This window comes from Xylanibacter ruminicola Ga6B6, from assembly GCF_000687715.1.
Lineage (GTDB): Bacteria > Bacteroidota > Bacteroidia > Bacteroidales > Bacteroidaceae > Prevotella > Prevotella ruminicola_B.
The window spans coordinates 21,655-43,048 of sequence record NZ_JHXD01000020.1 but is presented as its reverse complement, the minus strand read 5'-3'; the positions used below and the strand labels follow the sequence as shown (position 1 = coordinate 43,048).

Genomic DNA, 21,394 nt, shown 5'->3' with positions numbered 1-21,394 from the left:
CAAAAACGTCATGGAGATAGGCTTTATTGTTTGTTCAGACGTCACGAACAAGTTGTTCAGATAATCCCTATAGGGGTATGGAGATTATCTGAACAACTCGTAAAGACGATCTGAACGAGAGATAGAAACTATCTTAATAGCTGATTATATCACAAAAATTTTACAATATCCTGCAAAGCGGCATCGGGCATGGGGCGATTGAATACCATGTCGAATGTGTAGGGCACTTTGGCAGCGTAGTAGGGTAGAAGGCGCTGGGTGGCGTCGTTGACGGCTTGGGGATCGGTAGTGCCGAGATAGGCAGGGAAGAAGATATCCCAGTGGGCCGCCATCGTTTCGTGCGTAATATGAAATATGTGTTCAACACGATCGCCAGGCATATTGTGACACATGGTCCAGAGAAGCGCTAAGTCCCACTCGGGTACACCGTAAGCAAATTCTCCTAAATCAATCCAAAGGTCGCGCTGGCCGTCGGTAATGATGTTGCCGATATGCAGATCGCCATGCAGGCAGCGTGGGGTGTCGGGTACGGTTTCCAGGAACTGCAATACTCGCTGCTTGTAATCCTCGGGTACCATATTCTTTTCGTGATAGAAGCTGGCGATTCTCTGCTTAAAGGACTGAAGGCGCGTGGTGTCGGCCTGCTTGGCATGCAGCTGCTTAGCCATATGTGCAAATTTGAGAGATATCTCCTCTAATCGTTCTGGTTCCTGAGAAATGATACGGGTATATGAGCGTTTGTTTTTGATAAGTTCGTACTCGGCGCCGCTCCGTTCGCCATCGGTAATCAATCGGAAGGGTTCAGGCGACGGGATGCCTAACTCGAACACGGCGCGGGCAGTAAGAAACTCGGCTTTGGCTCTGTCGGCTTTGAATCCAGGATTATAAAGCTTAGCCAGCGAAAGGCCATCCTTATGGGTGTAAGTAAGAGCAGTACCGCCCTCTCCAGTCTGGATATAATCGTCTAAATTAATTCGCTGTATTTCTTCGTTCATAAGCATATATTTATATTTGTATCGGGTTATTCTACAGGTACTTCAACACCTGAAGATAGGATAAATACGCTATACTGGCCGTTTTCTCTACCAAACTTGAGTGCTTCGTCAAGCTGATCCTCTGGAAACAGTCGCGTGCTATCGAAATAGTAAAGTCCGTTATCTGTATTCAACCAACCACCTACATAACAGTCGTGCTTAAGCGCATGCCTTACCACCTTACCAAGTTGATCGCGCGAATGACTGTTCTGTGTGGCAGCATAACTTACCGCTATGCCTTCTGTAGGTTCGGTCATCGTTGTAATGTGTAAAGTAAACCCATCGGGGTGTGATTTTGCAAACTCCCATACCTTATCTGATATGGCAGAAACATTGTCATGTGCCGCTGGCCTATCTTCATTTGAACAAGCAGACAACACTACTGGGCTACAGCCAAAAGCTAACATAAAAGTCAGCAACCAAACTTGTTTTCTAATCATTTCTTTCATCATAGTAATATTTAATTCTTCGCAAATTATAGATTTAGGGTGTAAAATTAAGAATTTCTTCGGAAAAATGCAAATAAGAAGATACTTTTTTGTATCTTTGCCGCATCAAACATAAATTTGAATACTAATTAAAATTATAAACTGATGAAGAAAGCATTAAAAATCGTGCTGTTTAGCATTCTGGGATTGCTAGTACTATTGGTTGTTGCCGTGTGGATGGAGTTTGGTGCGCTGGTTCATGGTGCCAATTCGTGCGTGAAACTCGACGACGGTCTGTATTATATGGAGTACAAGGGCGACGATGGGTTTGACGGACTGATGGCGAAGGGCGGCATAGCAAAAGCCGACCAGTTGGCCGAATATGCCATCGAATTCCTGTCGAAGGGTCATTACAAGCCCGCAATCAACACCTCAAAGCAGGCGTACGGATGCTCGGCACTAACGGTTAACACGCCTGAGGGCGACATTCTGATGGGGCGCAACTTCGATTTCCCGTCGGCCATTGGCGTGGTACTGCATTGCATCCCCGACAAAGGCTACGAAACAATCACCACCTTCAACGTGGAGTTCTATAACTTCGGACAGGATTACAAGCCCGAGGGATTTCAGAATCAGTATATGGCGCTTACAGGCCTGTTTGTGGCGCTGGACGGCATTAACGAGAAGGGACTGGCGATTGCCGACCTGATGGCTGGCGACACCGTACAGACGCACCAGAATACCGGAAAACCCGACCTGACCACCACTGCCGCCATACCCTATATGCTGAAAAATGCAGCTACTGTTGACGAGGCGTTGAAACTGCTGCAGGGGATTGATATGCATTCCGACATTGGTTCGGCCCACCACTATGCGATGGCCGATGCAACGGGCAAAAGGGTAGTAGTGGAGTATGTTGACAATAAGATTGTAGTGGTAGAATCGCCTGCTGTGGCTAATCACTATCTGTGCGAGCAGAAGCTGAACGCGGGTTTGGAGCCTGGCGATAAGCGTTACGACATGCTATGCGAGCGATATGCCGAAAATAACGGTGTGATGAATATGGAACAGCTGACTAACACGATTGCTTCGGTATCGCAACAGCATCGCGACGGGTTTCTGGGCACTGCCTGGACGATGGTGATGGACCTGAAGCATCCATCAGTTACCTATTATTCGCGCCGCCACTTCAACAAGCCCTTCAGCTTCAGTCTTCAGGCGGCTGCTGAGTAAACTGTTTCTCGTTTTCGAGGGCAGATTCTTTGATAGACTCTTCGTAGCCGGTCAGGGCGGCGAAGGGGGCAAACTGGGCGGCACGGCTCCACATCGACATCTTTGGATGGCGCTTTGACACGTGATGTGGCAGGTGGATGATATCGTCGTAGTTACTCATGCATTATGTCCTCCTATCTGATTGTTACGCTCTTTGGCGGTGGCTCCCTCGGAGAAGTTTAGTCCACGAAGGATGGCATTCTTTCCAAAGCGCTGTTTGATTTTAAGCTGTACCTCCTGCATGCGGCGCTCTTTTTCCAATCGGGCCTGCTCTTCCTGCTTCTGCTTTTCCAAAGCCTCGTAGTCGGTAAACAGATCCAACTGCTGTGGCTCTGCAGGTTTGGCTGCTACTACAGCCTCGGGTAGCACATGATTGACGGTGATGTTTAACCGACGGATGAGTAGATCGGGATTTACCAAATGCTGGAAGAGTTCGGCAGCGGCTGTCATCATCAGACTCGACGAGGATGTGGGCGCATCGAAGTTGGATGAACCATGCGCATGCTTGGGAACGGCCTTGCCATAGTAGTTGGTGGTAATCTCGCCGTGATATTTTTCGCGTATCTCGGGACGGGTGAGGCTTTCGGCATCATAACCCACGGTGAGCACCAGCTGGTCGGTCACCATGCGTTTCGACACCAGATTAAGGGCCATCCCCTCGGCCATTTCCTTAATCACCACCAGGGCTTTCTGGAAGTTGTAAGGCTCCTGCAGCACTTGTCCGCTACTGAAGGAGTTAGACTCTGGGCGATAGGCTTTTACATCGGCGATGGTACACGGCTCCCAGCCCCAGGCATGATCGATGAGCAGTTCGGCATTTACACCAAACATCTGATACAGCAGCTCCTCGTTCTGCAGCGACAAGCGGGCCAACTTACCCATGGTGTCGATACCATACATGGCTAACCTGCTGGCAATACCTTTGCCCACGCGCCAGAACTTGGTGATGGGGGTATAGTCCCAGAGCTCGCGTCGGTAGGTCATCTCGTCGAGTTCGGCAATTCGCACGCCATCCTTATCCGCAGGCATCTTCTTAGCCATGATATCCATCGCTACCTTACAGAGATACATGTTGGTGCCGATACCTGCCGTAGCGGTGATGCCGGTTTGTTTGAGCACGTCGCGTATCATGGTCATGGCCAGCTCGTGGGCGCTCATCTTATAAGTGCCGAGATAGGCGGTTACATCCATAAACACCTCGTCGATGCTATATACGTGGATATCTTCGGGCGCTACGTACTTAAGATATACGCTATACACCTTGCTGCTTACCTCGATATAATGGGCCATGCGGGGTGTGGCAATGATGAAATCCACGCCGCGCGCTTTCTGGTACACCTCGAACAGTCGGGCACGTCCACCTATGCCATAGGCTTTCAGGCTTGGCGACACAGCCAGACAGATGGTTTTCTCGGTTCGGCTGGCATCGGCCACAACCAGGTTGGTGGTCAGCGGGTCGAGCCCTCTGTCCACACACTCTACTGAAGCATAAAAGCTCTTCAGGTCGATGGCAACGTATGTACGCTGTGTATCCTGCATGTCTTACTGGAAATGCTTTTGCGGCACAAAATTACAAAAAAGAGTGCTTATTATTGCTAAAAAATCGATTTATTTGTATTTGCTAAGAAAAAATGTACTATCTTTGCAGGCAGAAACAATAGTAAACGATTAATTAACAAATTTAGAACGAGTATGAAAAGTATGAAATCAATCGCCGTAGCACTGTGCGCTTCGATGGTGCTAGCTGGATGTAACATGAGTAACACAGCTAAGGGTACAATGATTGGTGCTGGTGGCGGTGCTGCCCTGGGTGCTATTATTGGTAAGATTGCTGGTAACACAGCTGTTGGTGCCGCTATCGGTGGTGCTGTTGGTGCTGGTACTGGTGCAATCATCGGAAAGAAGATGGACAAGGCTAAGAAGGAGGCTGAGGCCGTTAAGAACGCTCAGGTTGAGACTATCACCGACGCTAACGGACTGGAGGCTGTTAAGGTAACATTTGATTCTGGTATTCTGTTTGCTACTAACAAGGCCGACCTGAATGCCTCGTCAAAGAGCTCGCTGCAGCAGTTTGCTACCGTACTGAAGAATAACAGTGCTTGCGACGTAGCTATCTACGGTCACACCGATAACACTGGTAGCGATGCTATCAACAATCCTCTGTCGGTTAACCGTGCTAAGAGCGTATCAAACTATCTGAAGTCGCTGGGTGTTCCTGCTTCACAGATCAAGTCGGTTGACGGTCAGGGTTCTACCAACCCAGTTGCTGACAACAGCACAGCCGAGGGCCGCAAGCAGAACCGTCGCGTTGAGGTTTACATGTACGCTTCGGAGCAGATGATTAAGGATGCTAACGCTGAGGCAAGCAAGTGAAAATTATTAAGAAAGCAATAAAATGGATAGTGGTGGTATTCTTTGCCTCCACTATTCTTGCTGTTATGGCACTACGTTTCTTGCCGGTTTACTTTACGCCGCTGATGTTTATACGCTGTTCGCAGCAGATTAGTGAGGGTAAGGACCTGAAGCTGAAACACCACTGGGTATCGCTGGATAAGATATCACCATCGTTGCCCATGGCGGTGATGGCCAGCGAGGATGCCAAATTCCTGCAGCATCACGGCTTCGACTTCCAGGCTATCGAGAAGGCTGCCAAACGTAACAGCAAGCATCCCGAGAAACGTAAACTTGGTGCATCTACCATCTCGCAGCAAACGGCTAAGAATGTGTTCCTCTGGCCGGGACGCTCGTGGGTGCGTAAAGGGTTCGAGGTGTATTTTACAGCACTCATCGAACTGATGTGGAGTAAAGAGAGAATTATGGAGGTGTATCTGAACTCGATTGAGATGGGGGATGGTATCTATGGTGCACAGGCCGTTGCCGAGGAGCACTTTAATACCGATGCATTGAACCTGACAAAGGCACAATGCGCCCTGATTGCAGCTACACTGCCTAATCCACGTAAATTCTCGAGCAAGAATCCTTCGGGCTATATGTATAAGCGCCAGGCAAGGATTATGCGCGAGATGAAATACGTAGATAAACTATCTGATAAATAAGTACTTACTTTCTGAGTTCCCAGAAAGCCACTGCCGCTGCCGCTGCCACATTGAGTGAATCAACTTGATGTGACATCGGTATGCGCACGGTGAAATCGGCATTGGTGATAGTCTGCTGGGGCAGACCGTCGCCCTCGGTTCCCATGATGAATGCCAGGCGTTCCTGCTGTTTCAGCACAGGATCGTCGAGCGAGATGGATTTATCGGTTAGTGCCATTGCGGCTGTCTGGTAGCCCAATGAGCGGAGGGTGTCGTAAGAGTCGAGCCACGTCCAGGGAACTAAAAATACAGAACCCATCGACACACGAACAGCGCGGCGATTCAACGGATCGCAGCTGTTACGGGTGAGCAATACGGCATCGATACCCAAAGCGGCAGCACTACGGAAGATGGCACCGATATTGGTGGTATCAACCACGCCATCAATCACCACAATGCGATGCTTCTGACCGCTGGGAATGCTGCCTAGCACCTCTTGAACGCTGAGTTCGGGTTTACGACGCATGGCGCAAAGCACGCCACGGGTGAGGGTATAGCCGGTGAGTTGGGCCAGCAGTTCGCGCTCGCCGGTATAGATAGGTATATCGCCACAGGCGGCAATGATATCGGCAGCATCGCCTGTAATATGCTTACGCTCGCAGAGCAGCGCCTGGGGCTCATAGCCAGCCTGCAGGGCAACACGTATCACTTTCGGACTCTCGGCAATAAACAAGCCGCGTTCGGCATCAAGCTTGTTGCGGAGCTGCGCTTCGGTAAGCGTTCCAAATACCTCAATACCAGGCTGTTGTAAGGAATGTATTTCAGTAATCATTTAGTATAAAAATCAATTAAACGTTGCAGGGCCTGCTGACAAACCAGGCAGAATTCGGGCTCCTCGTTGGTGCGCATGCGACAGTTCTCGTAACCGCGCCAAACGCCCTTGGTAAGGTAACCACCGCCCTCGATAAAACCGGCCTTTTTATCCTTGATCAGGTTCTCCCATTTGCCGTTGAAATCGTGCTTTGTTGTCAAATTGGGCTCCCAAGGCTCAGTATCTGCAAAATACATAGGATCTTCGTCGCCATAAGGATACTCATCACCCAGACCGCCGAACGAATGACCGAACTCGTGAACCACTACGGGACGGAAGTGTTTGCCGTGAGCGTAAGTAAGGTTGTAAGAGTTGTAGATACCACCGCCACCATAGCGCTCGGTGTTTACCAATACGATAATGTGCTCGTAAGGAATGCCTGCCAGCACGTCGTGCAGCTTCTTCAGGTGCAGGGTAGTGAGGTAACGCTCGCTATAGAAGGTGTCGAAATGCGAGCCAAGTGGGGTATTCTTCCAAATGCCCTTATTGGGCTCGCTGGTACCGCTCTCGACTGACGCAGGCATAGCGGCTACGATATTGAATTTCAGCTGGTTCTGCTTAAAGGGCTCGTGCTCAAAGAGCGATTCCATCGCGATACGACAATCGTTCAGGAATACTTCCATCTCCTGCTGCTGATAGCCTTCGGCCACGAAAGCCACACGAATACAACGGGTGGTGTCGACAGCCTGCTGCAGGGTTACATGGGGCGTAATCTGTCGCTCGCCAGCCTTACGAATCAGAATATCCATAGGATCAACCTGGTGGGTAAGACGGCTGATGACGCGATCGTGATAATCAAAGAGCTCTACCTTGATTTCGACGGGCGTTTTGGGGAAGGGCACCAGGAATACGTTCTCGAACGATTTCTGGGTTCGCTTGGCTTCGGCAGTAGCCAGCCACTCCTGGAACAAACTTGAGAACGAGTGGCGATAAATCACCATTCCATCGGTGAGCGAACGAACGGTAATCTGGCCGTTTCCCTTGAGTGGCAACTCGGCCAGGTGCTGCTTACGACCGTACCAGCGGGGCAGACTAACCAACTCATCCACATAGATTTGCTGACGGGTGGCATCGCCTGCAAAAGTATAGTCTAAACGCAGGGTTTTATCCTCGAAATAATCATTGTAGTTCTGTGCTTGTGCGCCAAAAGATGATAAAAGTAACGCACTGATAATAAATATCTTTCTCATAATTCGTTAATTAAATCCTTTACGTAGTTTCTTTCCCAGTCGCGATGGTGATATCGCTCGCCATCGTACTCCAGCAAATCAAGGTCGATGGTTACAATACCGTCCTCGTTATGCGTGCGCCCCAATCGTTTCTCGGTCTCCTTCAGTACCTCGTTCAGCAGGTTAAAGCCCAAGGCTGTAGTGCCTTTGCAAAGCTGATTAAGATAAGGCTCCCGGCGGAGCGTACCTACCGGTTCGGTATAGATGGCGGAGGTGAAATGCACCTCGGTGAGCAGCTGGGTGAGCTGGGTGCGGGCAGCCTCTAAGCTGGCCTCGTGATTGATATTCGAAGCCAGACTGATGATAATATGATGTTCCTTTTGTATCATAACGATTGCAAAGGTACAAATAAGCGTGCAAAAATCCAAATGATTTCAAAAAAAATCTACCTAACCCGCATTGAATACAAAAATAATCATTACCTTTGCAAGGTCAATATATATAATAAGGTGTAGCAAGCTATCAAAAGCGGTAGAAAAATGCCATATTGAGTTGACAAAATGAAAGAAAAAGAGGAAATATTGTGAATTTCTGCTTAAATATTTGGTGGAATGAAATAAAAAGTGTAATTTCGCAGCGTTTTTCAAAGACATAGAATATAAACCATTTAATAAATAAACAATCAAATGAAGAAGTACAACTTTAACGCCGGTCCCTCGATGCTTCCTCGCGAGGTGATTGAGAAGACCGCACAGCAGTGTCTTGATTTCAACGGCTCAGGTCTCTCTCTGATGGAGATCAGCCATCGTGCAAAGGACTTTCAGCCTGTAGTTGACGAGGCTGTAGCTCTCGTAAAGGAACTCCTTAACGTTCCCGAGGGTTACTCCGTGATTTTCCTTGGTGGTGGTGCCAGTCTGGAGTTCTGTATGATTCCTTATAACTTCCTGATTAAGAAGGCTGCTTACCTGAACACCGGTGTTTGGGCTAAGAAGGCTATGAAGGAAGCAAAGCTTTTCGGTGAGGTAGTAGAGGTGGCTTCTTCAGCTGATGCCAACTATACCTTCATCCCTAAGGATTGGACTGTTCCCGCTGATGCCGACTATCTGCACATCACAACAAATAATACTATCTATGGTACTGAGATCCGCAAGGACCTCGACGTTCCCGTTCGTCTGATTGCCGATATGTCATCAGATATCTTCAGCCGTCCTGTCGACGTTGCTAAGTATGATGCCATCTACGCTGGTGCTCAGAAGAACCTGGCTATGGCCGGTGTTACTATCGTGATTGTTAAGGACGACGCGCTGGGTAAGGCTCCACGTGAGATCCCAACCATGCTCGACTACCGTACACACGTAGATAAGGGTTCTATGTTCAATACTCCTCCTGTAGTTCCTATCTACAGCGCTCTCGAGAATCTGCGCTGGATCAAGGCCCAGGGTGGTGTAGAGGCTATGGACAAGCTGGCTCAGCAGCGTGCAGAGATTGTTTACGGCGAGATCGACCGCAACAAGATGTTCGTTGGTACTGCTAAGGCCGAGGATCGTTCGCTGATGAACATCTGCTTCGTAATGGCCGACGAGTACAAGGAGCTGGAGAAGGACTTCCTCGACTTCGCTACTTCAAAGGGTATGGTTGGTGTTAAGGGTCACCGCTCAGTTGGTGGTTTCCGTGCATCTTGCTATAACGCCCAGACCATCGAGGGTTGCAACGCTCTGGTAGCTTGCATGAAGGAATTCGAAGCAAATCATTAATCTAATAGATAATTGACAATTGAAAATTGAAAATTATGAAGGTTCTTGTTGCAACAGAGAAGCCATTTGCAGCAGCTGCTGTTAATGGTATTAAGGCAGAGATTGAGGCAGCCGGCAATGAGCTGGTACTGCTCGAGAAATATACAGAAAAGGCTCAGTTCCTGGCAGCCGTTGCTGATGCCGACGCACTCATTATCCGTAGTGATAAGGTTGATGCTGAGGTATTGGACGCTGCTAAGCAGTTGAAGATTGTGGTTCGTGCCGGTGCTGGTTACGACAACATCGATCTGGCTGCTGCTACTGCTCACAACGTAGTAGCCGAGAACACACCAGGTCAGAACTCTAACGCTGTAGCCGAGTTGGTATTCGGTCTGCTCGTGATGGCCGTTCGTGGTTTCTACAACGGCAAGAGTGGTTCGGAGCTGCTGGGCAAGAAGCTGGGTATCCTGGCTTTCGGTAATGTAGGTCGCAATGTGGCTCGCATCGCCAAGGGCTTCGGTATGGACGTATATGCTTACGATGCTTTCTGCCCTGCAGAGGTGATCGAGGCAGCTGGCGTGCATGCTGTTTGCTGCCAGGAGAAGTTGTTCGAGACTTGTGATGTTGTATCACTCCATATCCCTGCTACTCCTGAGACCAAGCAGAGCATCAACGCTGCTTTGGTTGGCAAGATGAAGAAGGGTGGCGTGCTGGTTAACACAGCCCGTAAGGAGGTTATCAACGAGCCCGAGCTGATTAAGCTGATGGCTGAGCGTGAGGACCTGAAGTTCGTGACCGACATCATGCCCGATGCCAACGATGAGTTCGCCAAGTTCGAGGGTCGTTACTTCTCAACTCCTAAGAAGATGGGTGCTCAGACAGCCGAAGCCAACATCAATGCTGGTATCGCTGCTGCCAAGCAGATCAACGCATTCTTCAAGGATGGCGACACCAAGTTCCAGGTAAATAAGTAATTTACTGATATATAAGGTGCACAGGAGGGTTTAAGCCCTACTTGTGCACTTTTGTATTCTCCTAAAACCTATTTTAATTATGCAAAGTGATCCCAAGCAGTGCTTGTACTGCACGAATAATCAGACGCTTCACGACCTGATGATTGAGTTTGCTCAACTGTCGGTGTCGCGAGCTTTTCTTTTTAAGGAGCAGACCTATCGCGGTCGTTGTCTGGTGGCCTATAAGGACCACGTTAACGACCTGAACGAGTTGAGCGACGAAGATCGCAACGCCTTTATGGCCGATGTGGCTAAGGTGACTCGTGCCATGCAGAAAGCATTCAATCCCGAAAAAATCAACTATGGTGCCTATAGCGACAAGCTGTCGCATCTGCACTTCCATCTGGCTCCCAAATATGTGGATGGCCCCGATTACGGCGGCGTGTTCCAGATGAACCCAGGCAAGGTATATCTTACCGACGCCGAATACAACGAAATGATAAAGAAAATTAAACAATACTTATAATAACATGGCTATTATCAAACCATTCAAGGGTATTCGCCCACCAAAAGAACTTGTAGAGCAAGTTGAGAGCCGTCCTTACGACGTGCTCGACAGTGAAGAGGCGAGGGCAGAGGCTGGCGACAACGAGAAGAGCCTCTATCACATTATCAAACCAGAGATTGATTTCCCAGTTGGCACCTCAGAGTACGACCCACGTGTGTACGAGAAGGCTGCCGAGAACTTCCAGAAGTTCCAGGACAAGGGTTGGTTGGTACAGGATGCCGACGACCACTATTACATCTATGCGCAGACCATGAACGGTAAGACGCAGTACGGACTGGTAGTAGGCGCTTATGTTGACGACTACATGAAGGGCAACATCAAGAAGCACGAGCTGACACGCCGCGATAAGGAAGAGGACCGCATGAAGCATGTCCGTGTGAACAATGCCAACATCGAGCCCGTATTCTTTGCTTATCCTGACAACGCTGTGCTGAACGAGCTGATTATGCGTTATGCCGCTACCGAACCCGAGTACGATTTCGTAGCTCCTATCGACGGTTTCCGTCATCAGTTCTGGGTAATCAGCGACGCTAAGGATATGCAGACCATTACTGAGCAGTTTGCCCAGATGCCATCGCTGTATATCGCCGATGGTCACCACCGTTCGGCTGCTGCCGCTCTGGTTGGTGCCGAGAAGCAGAAGCAGAACCCCGACCACAATGGTACCGAGGAGTATAACTACTTTATGGCAGTTTGCTTCCAGGCATCACAGCTCACTATTCTCGACTACAACCGCGTAGTGAAGGACCTGAACGGCATGTCGAGCGAAGAGTTCCTGGCTGCCCTGCAGGTAAACTTCGAGGTAGAGGATAAGGGTACCGAGATTTACAAGCCACAGCAGCTGCACGAGTTCTCGCTCTATCTGGATGAGCACTGGTTCAGTCTGAAGGCTAAGGAGGGTACTTACGATAATACCGATCCTATCGGCGTGCTGGATGTAGATATCTCGAGCCGTCTGATTCTGGACGAGATTCTGAATATCGGCGACCTGCGTTCTTCGCAGCGCATCGACTTTGTTGGCGGATTGCGCGGACTGAAGGAGCTGAAGCGTCGTGTTGACTCAGGTGAGATGCGCGCTGCACTGGCTCTCTATCCCGTATCGATGCAGCAGATTATGGATATTGCCGATAGCGGTAAGATTATGCCACCAAAGGCTACCTGGTTCGAGCCTAAACTGCGTTCAGGACTGGTTATTCACAAGCTGAGCTAAGCCGATGAAGACTAAGCATATACAGTACGAAACTCAGGGCACATGTTCGAAACTGATCGACGTGACTGCCGATGAGAACAACGTGATACAGCAGGTATTCTTCCTTGGAGGTTGCAACGGCAACCTTCAGGGAATAAGCCAGTTGGTGCGCGGCCAGAAGATCGACGATGTGATACCCAAGATTAACGGCATTCGTTGTGGTGCCAAAGGTACATCGTGCCCCGATCAGTTATGCCGGGCACTTGAGAAACTCAAGGATGCTCCATTAGAGGGATAATAAAGAAATAAGGCTCCGGAATTTCCGAAGCCTTATTCTTTTCTTTGCGGAGAGTGAGGGATTCAAACCCCCGATACCCGAAAGGGGTATACCGGATTTCGAGTCCAGCGCGATCGATCACTCTGCCAACTCTCCGATTAAGCGAAGGCAAACCGAGCTTGCTCGTTTTGCTGAACGAAAGGAGAGTCAAACTTGTTTAACTCTTATTTCGTTTGCGAGTGCAAAGGTAATGCTTTTTTAGGAAACCACCAAACATTTTTTGCGGAAAATGCGATTTTTATTCGAATGACAGCTTCGAGAGTCGGTTGCGTAGTTGTTCGGCTTCCGATTTACGAATGCTAAGCTTGATTTCGCAGGTATTATCATAGGTTTGCGAAACAATACGTGGCTGCATCTCCTTTACAATTCGCATCACATCGTTCATCAGCGGATAGGCGAAAGTGTAGGTCACAATCTCTTCAACCTGTCGGGTTTCAAACTCGGAGTGGACGAGGGCATCGGCGGCTGCTTCGCGATAGGCCACAATCAAACCTGATGTGCCTAAGTTCACACCACCATAATAACGCACCACTACAATCAGAATATCCGTTAACTCGTTGCTGTTAATCTGTCCCAGAATGGGTTTGCCGGCTGTGCTCGATGGTTCGCCATCGTCGTTAGCGCGGAACTCCAAACGTTCGGCACCTAACATATAAGCATAACAAACATGGCGGGCATCGTAGTACTTCTTACGATAACCGGCTAATAATTCCTTGATTTCATCAAGGGTTTCTACATGATGAGCGAAGGCGAGGAACTTGCTACGCTTTTCAGTATAGTAGCCCTCGCCTTCGGTCTTTATAGTCTTGAATTCGTCTATCAATTGTCAATTATCAATTATCAATTATTATACTCCTGCCAACTCTTGATCTTCACATCATCGATGCTCATAGCGGTGAAGGCCTCGATAAATGCCTTGGCCAAACGCACGTTAGTCATCAAAGGAATGTTATGATCGATGGCACCACGACGGATCTTGTAACCATTGGTAAGCTCGCGACTGGTGTGATTCTTTGGGACATTGATAACCAAACCAACCTTGTGCTGACTGATGAGATCCATCACATTATTTTCGCCGGTTTCATCGGGCCAAGCTACAGCTGTTGCCTTTACACCGTTATCGTTGAAGAACTTAGCGGTTCCTGCGGTGGCGTAGATGGTGTAACCCTTCTTGGCCAACTGCTGTGCGGGCTCCAGCAAGCTTACCTTACCCTTGGCGCCACCCGACGAAATCAGAACGGCATCCTTAGGAATAGAGTAACCGGTTGCGATGAGCGAGTTGAGCAGTGCCTCGTTCAGGTCGTCGCCCAAGCAACCAACCTCACCTGTTGAGCTCATGTCGACACCCAGAACTGGGTCGGCATTCTGCAAACGGGCGAACGAGAACTGACTGGCCTTCACACCAATGCGGTCGATGTCGAACTCACTCTTGTCAGGCTTCTGATAAGGAGCGTCGAGCATGATTTTGGTAGCAGTTTCGATGAAATTACGCTTTAAAATCTTTGACACAAATGGGAATGAACGGCTGGCACGCAGGTTACACTCGATAACCTTAACCTCTCGGTTCTTGGCGAGGAACTGTATGTTGAACGGTCCAGAGATGTTCAATTCGGCTGCAATCTTGTGTGCAATTTTCTTTATCTGACGGATGGTAGAGAAATAGATGTTCTGAGCGGGGAAAACCATCGTGGCATCGCCCGAGTGAACACCTGCATACTCCACATGTTCAGAAATAGCGTACTCGATTACCTCGCCCTTGTCGGCTACAGCGTCGAATTCAATCTCCTTGGTCTCTGTCATGAACTTAGATACTACTACAGGGAACTCTTTTGATACCTCGGTAGCCATATTCAGGAAGCGATGCAGCTCCTCTTCGTCGTAACAAACGTTCATAGCGGCACCAGAAAGAACGTACGAAGGACGAACCAGAACGGGGTAGCCCACCTTGGCCACAAAATCCTTCACATCGTCGAAACTGGTAAGTGCTTGCCATGCTGGCTGGTCGATTCCAAGCTTGTCGAGCATAGCCGAGAACTTGTCGCGGTTCTCAGCGCGGTCGATGTCAACTGGTGAGGTTCCAAGCACGGGAACTCCCTGTCTATGTAATTTCATAGCCAGGTTATTAGGTATCTGACCACCCACTGAAACGATGACACCACGAGGTGACTCCAACTCGATCACATCGAGCACGCGCTCCAACGAAAGTTCGTCGAAATACAAGCGGTCGCACATATCATAGTCGGTCGAAACAGTCTCTGGGTTGTAGTTAATCATGATAGATTTGTAACCCAGCTTGCGAGCGGTGTTGATGGCGTTAACCGAACACCAGTCAAACTCTACCGACGAACCGATACGGTATGCACCCGAACCGAGTACAACCACCGATTTCTCATTATTATAATAATTAATATCGTGTGCAGCTACATATTTCTCACCCTCAGGATTTCCAAATGCAGGAACATGGGTGTAGGTGAAGTAGAGGTAGTTGGTAAGCTCGGGATGCTCGGAAGCAACCGTTGGAATGCGCTTAACCGAAGGAACTATGCCACGCTGCTTACGATACTTGCGAACAGCCAGATTCTCCTTCTCCATATTTCCACCCTGTGGTTTGAGAACGAAACGGGCAATCTGGAAGTCGCTGAAACCGCAACGTTTTACCTCCAACAGCAGCTCATCGGGCAGTTCCTCAAGCTGGTTGTACTTCAGCAGCTCGTGCTTCAGGTCAACAATATGCTTCAGGCGCTCCAGGAACCAGACATCAATCTTGGTGAGCTGCTCGATACGCTCTATGGTGTAACCCTCTTCGAGAGCCTGAGCGATAGCAAAGATACGCAGATCGGTTGGGTTAGCCAACTCCTCGTCGAGGTTATCAAACTTGGTGTGGTCGTTGCCCACGAAACCGTGCATGCCCTGACCAATCATACGCAAGCCCTTCTGGATCATCTCCTCGAAGCTGCGACCGATACTCATAATCTCACCAACCGATTTCATCGACGAACCAATCTGACGGCTCACACCTGCAAACTTAGTCAGGTCCCAACGAGGAATCTTACAGATCATATATTCGAGACTTGGTGCTACGTAAGCACTTGATGTAGTGCCCATTTCGCCGATTTGATCAAGTGTATATCCAAGCGCAATCTTGGCAGCAACGAAGGCGAGGGGATAACCTGTGGCCTTTGATGCCAAAGCCGAAGAACGGCTCAAGCGCGCGTTGATTTCGATAATACGATAGTCGTTAGTCTCAGCATTGAATGCGAACTGAATATTGCACTCACCCACAATGCCCAGGTGCTTCACGCACTTAATGGTAATTTCCTGCAGCATTTTTACCTGCTCCTCGCGCAGCGAGCAAGTAGGCGCAACTACGATGGATTCGCCAGTATGGATGCCCAGAGGGTCGAAATTCTCCATCGAGGCAACGGTAAAGCAACGGTCGTTAGCATCGCGAATGCACTCAAACTCGATTTCCTTCCAGCCCTTCAGACTCTCTTCAACCAGAATCTGTGGAGCGAAAGTAAAGGCCGACTCGGCCAACTCGATGAATTTCTTCTCATCGGGACAAATACCTGAACCCAGACCTCCCAGCGCATAAGCCGAACGGATCATGATGGGGAATCCAATCTCGTGAGCTGCCTTCAGGGCATCTTCCATCGACTCTACAGCGTGACTGACGGGAACCTTCAGATCAACCTCGCCCAGTTTCTTGACAAACAGGTCGCGGTCTTCGGTGTTCATAATGGCTTCTACACTTGTACCAAGTACCTCAACGCCATACTCTTTCAGAGTTCCGTTCAAGTAAAGCTCAGTACCGCAGTTCAGTGCGGTCTGTCCACCAAATGCCAAGAGGATGCCATCGGGGCGCTCCTTCTTGATAATCTCAGTTACGAAGTGTGTATTTACCGGCTGGAAATACACCTTGTCGGCGATCCCCTCACTAGTCTGGATGGTTGCGATGTTAGGGTTTACGAGTACACTCTTGATGCCTTCCTCGCGAAGTGCCTTTAGGGCCTGAGAGCCTGAATAGTCAAACTCTCCTGCTTGTCCGATTTTCAAAGCACCTGATCCGAGAACCAGCACCTTTTTCAGTTCTTTTTTCATATTCGTATTGGTTTTTATTTTGAAGATTGCATAAAATCGCTTGCAAAGATACGAAGTTTTATTTAAACTTCCAAAAACAGCGTCTTGTAAAGTGTTAAAAAAAGGGCCCAACTTATGAAAAAGTGAGCCCTTTAGATATAAACTAAATGTTTATGCGTTTTACTCGTAATAAGTAATGGTACGGGTCATTTCCATTTCCTGTCCCATCATGCTCATTTTACGGCTAATCCAGTTACCTTTATCGTCGAACTTATAGTCGGTGAGGGGTACCTCAACATCCTGACCCATCATGTTCATCTTCTGAGCCTTTACCAGTCCGTTCTCGTCGTAAACTAAGACCTGTTTAATCTCCTGCCCCATAACGTTTGTGGTCTGGCTGATAAGCTTGCCATTCTCCCAGGTGAACTTAACCTCAGCCTCCTGGCCCTGCATGCTCATCTTGGCGCTCTGGATGTAGCCATTCTCGTCGTACTTGGCATCGGTCAGACCGTCCTGCTGCATCTTACCGTCCTCGGTAAAGGTTGTGTTACGTGGCATACCCATCACGGTCATGCTGATTGATTTAACGGCGCCCTTAGCCTCATTAGCTTCAACGTCGTGGAACTTGGTTTGTGCCTGCATACTCATAGCCATAGCCAGGGCAGCAATCATCATTGTTAGTTTCTTCATTTCTGAAAAGTTTTAATTGGTTGTACAATAATAGTTGATAAATCAAATTATCGGCGACAAAGATAAGGCAATTTTTGCTAACCGCCAAACGAAATGGCTTTTTTCTGCGATTTTTTTATAAAACAAAAAGAGGCGAGCATTCACTGCTAGCCTCTTTCGTTAAAAAACTAAATTAATCAACCATAAACCTTAACCATTAAAATCGTGTGCAAAGGTACTGATTAAAAATGTAATCACCAAATGTTTCGGTGTATTCTTAACAATATTTATATTATCTGCATATTAATGCTTCAGTACCAGGCAAGCCCAATCATGGTCGGTAGTCTTCGATACCAACTTAAGTCCGATGGAATGGGCTTTTTCTGTCAGAATTTCGCAATCGTCTGAGTAGAAGCCACTTAGGATAAGCAGCGAGCCCTCGTGCATCTTGCTGACGAACATCGGCATGTCGACCAAAAGGATATTTCTGTTGATATTGGCCAGCACAATGTCGAACTTTTCGTCGATATTTTCGAGTATTTTAGCGTCGCCCAAAAGCGAGGTGAATCGATCGTCAACACGATTAATCACAGCGTTATGACGGGCGTTATCTACGCTCCATTCGTCGATATCGTAACCTACAGCCTCGGTTGCACCCAATTTCAGGGCGCAAATAGAGAGGATACCCGTACCTGTACCGCAATCCAGCACGCGACCTTTGGCCAGTTTCAGCAGCTGGTTGCAAATCATACGTGTGGTTTCGTGAGTGCCGGTACCGAAGGCCAGCTTGGCATCGATTTCAATCTGTATCTTACTATCTACCTCGGGCAGATGGCGACCGTCGTGAATCACCAGCTGGTCGGCAATCACGATAGGCTCAAAACCTTCCTGTTCCCATTGCTCATTCCAGTCGCGATCCTCAGCCTCGCGTACATTATATATAATAGAGGTACCCTCGAATGGGAAATCCTCTATACACTCGCGCAGTGCATCCTCGTCGAAGAGCGACTGCTGCACATAACCCTTCAAGCCTGTCTCAGTTTCCTCGAAAGTTTCGAATCCAGCTTCGCCAGCCAGCGAAGCAAACAGGTCGGCTGCATCGGCCGAATAGGGTGAAATGGTGAATTCTACCTCAAAATACTTCATATAATCGTTAATTTTTGAGGCAAAATTACAAAAATTAGGGAAAATCCTATCATAAGTTAGGGTTTTTCCCTATTTTTGCACCGAAATTCGTTGTATTTTTGCAACGTGAATCATTAAAACTTAGAAGAAATGAAGAAACTGTTACTAATTTCAATGCTGATCGGAGCCATGCCTCTCTCGATGATGGCTCAGGACGACGACCTCTACTTCGTACCAAAGAAGAAGAAGGCACAGGTAGAGCATGTGAAGGATATCGCCCCCGTGGTGGCTCCGCAGTCAAAGGCCAAGAGCAGCTACGAGGTGATTGACGGTGATACTACCAAGTTAGATGTAATCGACTTTACCGATGGAAAGGGTGTTTATCCTGCCGACACGCTGGAGGCTGAGGATTTTGCCCTGACCAAGAACATGGTTCGCTTTGATGACTACGACGTGAGCAGCAATGCTGCTTTCTGGGCTGGTTATCGTGCCGGTTCAAGCACTTGGGGTTGGCACTCACCTTGGTACTACAGTCGTTACGGCTGGTACGATCCCTGGTACTACGGTTCATGGTATAGCAGTGTGATGTGGAACAATCCTTACTACATGAGCTGGTGGGATCCTTATTACTACGGCTGGTACGATCCATATTGGAGCTCATGGGGCTGGCCATATTATGGCTATTATAGCTACTACAGCTGGTATTCGCCTTATCGCTACTGGGGTTATCCCTATTACTATGGTGGTGGCGGTGGTGGTCACACACACTACTACGGTCACACAGGAAATGCCGGTTCTATCGATATCAAGGGCAGCACAGGCCGTCGCCCTTCATACCGCAACTCTGTTGCCAACAGCAGTTCGCGTATGGGCAGCCTGAGAGATCGCGCCAGCAGAATGGGTGGAGACCGCGTATATAGCAGTGGTAACACACAGCGCAGCAACTCTGGAAACTTCAGCGGTCGCCGTGGTGGTAACAACTCTAATTCTAATTATAATTACTCGTCACCAACTCGCTCTAACTCTACTTACAGCAGCCCATCACGCTCAAGCAGCGGTAGCTTTGGCAGCAGCAGTAGCAGTGGCAGCTTCGGAGGTTCTCGTAGCTCTGGTGGCGGTGGTGGCGGCAACCGTATGGGAGGACGACGTTGACATTAAAAATTAAACATTAAACATTATATTGCCATTATGAAGAAGATTTTATTGGCAGCGATTGCTATGGGCATAGTTTTGCCAGTAGCTGCACAGGATACATACGAGAGCGCCCGCTTGCTGGGTAGCGATCTTAACGGAACCGCCCGCTATGTGGGTATGGGTGGAGCGATGGAGGCATTGGGCGCCGATATCTCAACCATGGGTACCAACCCTGCTGGTATCGGACTCTTCCGCCATTCAACAGCCAGTTTGAGTTTCGGCGTGGTTTCGCAGGCCGACGCTAAGGAGTTCGACGGACTGAATAAAACCAATATGAGTTTTGATCAGGCTGGATTTGTTTACTCGGCTCGCGTGAGTCCCACCTCTTTTATTAATGTGGGCTTCAACTACCACAAGAGTAAGAACTTCGACCAGATTCTGTCGGCTGCCAACTCGTTGCGCGGTTGCTCACAGAACGGATTGACTTACGAGAAGGCCGCCCGCGGACTCTATGAGCTCGATGAGAACAAACAAGGCGAAGTGATGGGCTGGGAGGGCGACTATCGCTCATACCGCTTTAACCAAGCCGACTATATGAACGCTAACGTGTTCCTGCTAGATCCTGATGATCAGAACTTTTATTGGAGCCAAGCTGGTGCATACAGCTTTGATCGTGCCCATCGCGGTTGGATTGCCGATTACGACTTCAACCTGAGCGGTAACCACAACGACCGTTTCTTCTGGGGATTGACTGTTGGCGTACAGGATGTACACTATAAGGGTTATTCGGAGTATGCTGAGACCATCCTTGATTCGGAGGGTATTAAATGTGGTTCGCTGGCTTATGGCGACGAGCGTAAGATTACCGGTACTGGCATCAACCTGAAGTTTGGTGCTATCTTCCGTCCTGTCGAGGAGTCGCCATTCCGCATCGGTGCTTACATCCACACACCAACCTGGTACGAGCTTACCTCGAGCAACTCAAGCGCTATGGTTAACAACACCCCTTACGGTTCTTGGGATAAGGGTCAGAGTCAGGAGAGCTACGACTTTGCTTACCATACACCTTGGAAGTTTGGTTTGAGCCTTGGAACTACCGTTGGTACCCAGCTTGCCTTGGGTGCAGGTTACGAGTACACCGACTACAGCGCCAGTCAGAACCGCATCATCGATGGTTACGACTATTACGACAATGCCGAGACCTCGAAGGATATCGCCATGAAGGCCAATACCGAGCGTTCGCTCAAGGGTGTTTCAACCCTGAAGTTGGGTGCTGAGTACAAGCCCGTTCCCGATGTAGCATTCCGAGTAGGTTACAACTACATCACCAGCGGTTACAAGATGGATGGTGTTCGCGATATGACTGTCGACAGCCCAGGCACTATGTACGCTTCTACAACCGACTATGTAAACTGGAAAGATACTCATCGTTTTACCTGCGGTGTAGGTTTCAAGGTTGGTAAGATGAACATCGACCTGGCTTACCAGCTGAGCAACACTGATGGTGAGTTCCACCCATTCCAGGACTATCAGAGTTTAGCTTCTTCAACAAGCGTTAGCACTGGTGTTACAAAGGTTAGCAATAAGCGCAGCCAAGGTCTGCTTACCATCGGATACACCTTCTAATAATGTAAAAATGTAACAATTAGAAAATGTAAAAATTGTAAGATTTTAGAATGTAGAAAACAAAAAACTGAAAGTTTTTATGGATAAAAATACGGCTTATGCAAATTAAGCCGTATTTTTTTGGCTGTTTGCGTAAAAATACCTACCTTTGCCCCTGATAGATAATATCAC

General features: G+C 48.6%; 22 protein-coding genes and 1 tRNA gene. 11 read left to right on the top strand and 12 right to left on the bottom strand.

Annotated elements, in window-relative coordinates; genetic code table 11:
* Nucleotides 1-149: 149 nt before the first annotated feature.
* On the bottom strand, nt 150-995 hold the full coding sequence (locus T500_RS0111635; RefSeq protein ID WP_028908254.1) for a TIGR02172 family protein: 846 nt from the start codon (nt 993-995) through the stop codon (nt 150-152).
* A 26-nt stretch (nt 996-1,021) separates the two neighbouring features.
* Nucleotides 1,022-1,291: a hypothetical protein gene (locus tag T500_RS0111630; RefSeq protein WP_051612047.1), complete on the bottom strand. Its 270-nt coding sequence runs from the start codon at nt 1,289-1,291 to the stop codon at nt 1,022-1,024.
* A 64-nt stretch (nt 1,292-1,355) separates the two neighbouring features.
* Between T500_RS0111630 and T500_RS17165 the strand changes: the two genes are divergently transcribed.
* Together T500_RS17165 and T500_RS0111625 are read left to right on the top strand one after the other, a co-directional pair.
* Nucleotides 1,356-1,598, top strand: coding sequence for a hypothetical protein (locus T500_RS17165; protein WP_051612046.1), 243 nt, complete (start codon nt 1,356-1,358; stop codon nt 1,596-1,598).
* Nucleotides 1,599-1,627: 29 nt separating this feature from the next.
* Nucleotides 1,628-2,695 (top strand): linear amide C-N hydrolase, encoded by a 1,068-nt coding sequence (locus T500_RS0111625; RefSeq protein ID WP_028908252.1) that lies wholly within the window; start codon nt 1,628-1,630, stop codon nt 2,693-2,695.
* On the opposite strand, the gene T500_RS15915 is transcribed toward T500_RS0111625, so the two are convergent.
* Together T500_RS15915 and T500_RS0111615 are read right to left on the bottom strand one after the other, a co-directional pair.
* Nucleotides 2,670-2,855 carry a hypothetical protein gene (locus tag T500_RS15915; RefSeq protein ID WP_036909017.1) on the bottom strand — a complete coding sequence of 62 codons (186 nt, stop codon included), beginning with the start codon at nt 2,853-2,855 and terminating at the stop codon, nt 2,670-2,672. The genes T500_RS0111625 and T500_RS15915 overlap by 26 nt on opposite strands.
* The gene (locus tag T500_RS0111615) at nt 2,852-4,273 is read right to left on the bottom strand and encodes a DNA methylase (RefSeq protein ID WP_028908251.1); all 1,422 of its coding nucleotides are present in this window, start codon (nt 4,271-4,273) and stop codon (nt 2,852-2,854) included. The genes T500_RS15915 and T500_RS0111615 overlap by 4 nt, the downstream gene beginning before the upstream one ends.
* 153 nt (nt 4,274-4,426) lie before the next feature.
* On the opposite strand from T500_RS0111615, the gene T500_RS0111610 reads away from it, so the two are divergent.
* Complete coding sequence (locus T500_RS0111610; RefSeq protein ID WP_013065620.1) at nt 4,427-5,107, top strand: OmpA family protein; 681 nt, start codon at nt 4,427-4,429, stop codon at nt 5,105-5,107.
* On the top strand, nt 5,104-5,790 hold the full coding sequence (mtgA, locus tag T500_RS15910) for a monofunctional biosynthetic peptidoglycan transglycosylase (RefSeq protein ID WP_051612045.1): 687 nt from the start codon (nt 5,104-5,106) through the stop codon (nt 5,788-5,790). Before T500_RS0111610 ends, mtgA begins: the two co-directional genes overlap by 4 nt.
* A 4-nt stretch (nt 5,791-5,794) precedes the next feature.
* On the opposite strand, the gene T500_RS0111600 is transcribed toward mtgA, so the two are convergent.
* The 3 genes from T500_RS0111600 to T500_RS15905 are packed head-to-tail and all read right to left on the bottom strand — an operon-like array spanning nt 5,795 to nt 8,198.
* Nucleotides 5,795-6,601, bottom strand: coding sequence for a TrmH family RNA methyltransferase (locus tag T500_RS0111600; RefSeq protein WP_028908250.1), 807 nt, complete (start codon nt 6,599-6,601; stop codon nt 5,795-5,797).
* Entirely contained in the window at nt 6,598-7,830 is a 1,233-nt protein-coding gene (locus T500_RS0111595; RefSeq protein WP_028908249.1) for a M64 family metallopeptidase, read from the bottom strand. The genes T500_RS0111600 and T500_RS0111595 overlap by 4 nt, the downstream gene beginning before the upstream one ends.
* A complete protein-coding gene (locus T500_RS15905; protein ID WP_051612044.1) occupies nt 7,827-8,198 on the bottom strand; it encodes a 2-amino-4-hydroxy-6-hydroxymethyldihydropteridine diphosphokinase in 372 nt (123 codons plus the stop codon). Before T500_RS15905 ends, T500_RS0111595 begins: the two co-directional genes overlap by 4 nt.
* A 297-nt stretch (nt 8,199-8,495) precedes the next feature.
* On the opposite strand from T500_RS15905, the gene serC reads away from it, so the two are divergent.
* From serC to T500_RS0111560, 5 genes are all read left to right on the top strand, one after another.
* Nucleotides 8,496-9,563 carry a 3-phosphoserine/phosphohydroxythreonine transaminase gene (gene serC, locus T500_RS0111580; protein WP_028908247.1) on the top strand — a complete coding sequence of 356 codons (1,068 nt, stop codon included), beginning with the start codon at nt 8,496-8,498 and terminating at the stop codon, nt 9,561-9,563.
* 35 nt (nt 9,564-9,598) lie between these two features.
* Nucleotides 9,599-10,516, top strand: coding sequence for an NAD(P)-dependent oxidoreductase (locus T500_RS0111575; protein WP_013065456.1), 918 nt, complete (start codon nt 9,599-9,601; stop codon nt 10,514-10,516).
* Between the two features lie 79 nt (nt 10,517-10,595).
* Nucleotides 10,596-11,021: an HIT family protein gene (locus tag T500_RS0111570; RefSeq protein ID WP_028908246.1), complete on the top strand. Its 426-nt coding sequence runs from the start codon at nt 10,596-10,598 to the stop codon at nt 11,019-11,021.
* A gap of 4 nt (nt 11,022-11,025) precedes the next feature.
* The gene (locus T500_RS0111565) at nt 11,026-12,273 is read left to right on the top strand and encodes a DUF1015 domain-containing protein (protein WP_028908245.1); all 1,248 of its coding nucleotides are present in this window, start codon (nt 11,026-11,028) and stop codon (nt 12,271-12,273) included.
* Between the two features lie 4 nt (nt 12,274-12,277).
* Nucleotides 12,278-12,550, top strand: a complete 273-nt coding sequence (locus tag T500_RS0111560) for a TIGR03905 family TSCPD domain-containing protein (RefSeq protein ID WP_013064145.1) — start codon at nt 12,278-12,280, stop codon at nt 12,548-12,550.
* Between the two features lie 47 nt (nt 12,551-12,597).
* Here T500_RS0111560 and T500_RS0111555 read toward each other — a convergent pair.
* The 5 genes from T500_RS0111555 to prmA all read right to left on the bottom strand — a co-directional run bounded on the left by T500_RS0111555 (nt 12,598) and on the right by prmA (nt 18,484).
* A tRNA-Ser gene (locus tag T500_RS0111555) sits at nt 12,598-12,685 on the bottom strand.
* Nucleotides 12,686-12,827: 142 nt separating this feature from the next.
* Nucleotides 12,828-13,412 (bottom strand): IMPACT family protein, encoded by a 585-nt coding sequence (locus T500_RS0111550; RefSeq protein ID WP_028908244.1) that lies wholly within the window; start codon nt 13,410-13,412, stop codon nt 12,828-12,830.
* 17 nt (nt 13,413-13,429) lie between these two features.
* Nucleotides 13,430-16,690, bottom strand: coding sequence for a carbamoyl-phosphate synthase (glutamine-hydrolyzing) large subunit (carB, locus tag T500_RS0111545; RefSeq protein ID WP_028908243.1), 3,261 nt, complete (start codon nt 16,688-16,690; stop codon nt 13,430-13,432).
* A 159-nt stretch (nt 16,691-16,849) separates the two neighbouring features.
* Nucleotides 16,850-17,359, bottom strand: a complete 510-nt coding sequence (locus T500_RS0111540) for a hypothetical protein (protein ID WP_155267526.1) — start codon at nt 17,357-17,359, stop codon at nt 16,850-16,852.
* Nucleotides 17,360-17,641: 282 nt separating this feature from the next.
* Nucleotides 17,642-18,484: a 50S ribosomal protein L11 methyltransferase gene (gene prmA / locus T500_RS0111535; RefSeq protein ID WP_028908241.1), complete on the bottom strand. Its 843-nt coding sequence runs from the start codon at nt 18,482-18,484 to the stop codon at nt 17,642-17,644.
* A gap of 129 nt (nt 18,485-18,613) precedes the next feature.
* Between prmA and T500_RS16495 the strand changes: the two genes are divergently transcribed.
* Nucleotides 18,614-19,615: a hypothetical protein gene (locus tag T500_RS16495; protein WP_051612043.1), complete on the top strand. Its 1,002-nt coding sequence runs from the start codon at nt 18,614-18,616 to the stop codon at nt 19,613-19,615.
* Between the two features lie 36 nt (nt 19,616-19,651).
* Nucleotides 19,652-21,223: an OmpP1/FadL family transporter gene (locus T500_RS0111525; RefSeq protein ID WP_028908240.1), complete on the top strand. Its 1,572-nt coding sequence runs from the start codon at nt 19,652-19,654 to the stop codon at nt 21,221-21,223.
* Nucleotides 21,224-21,394 lie beyond the last annotated feature (171 nt).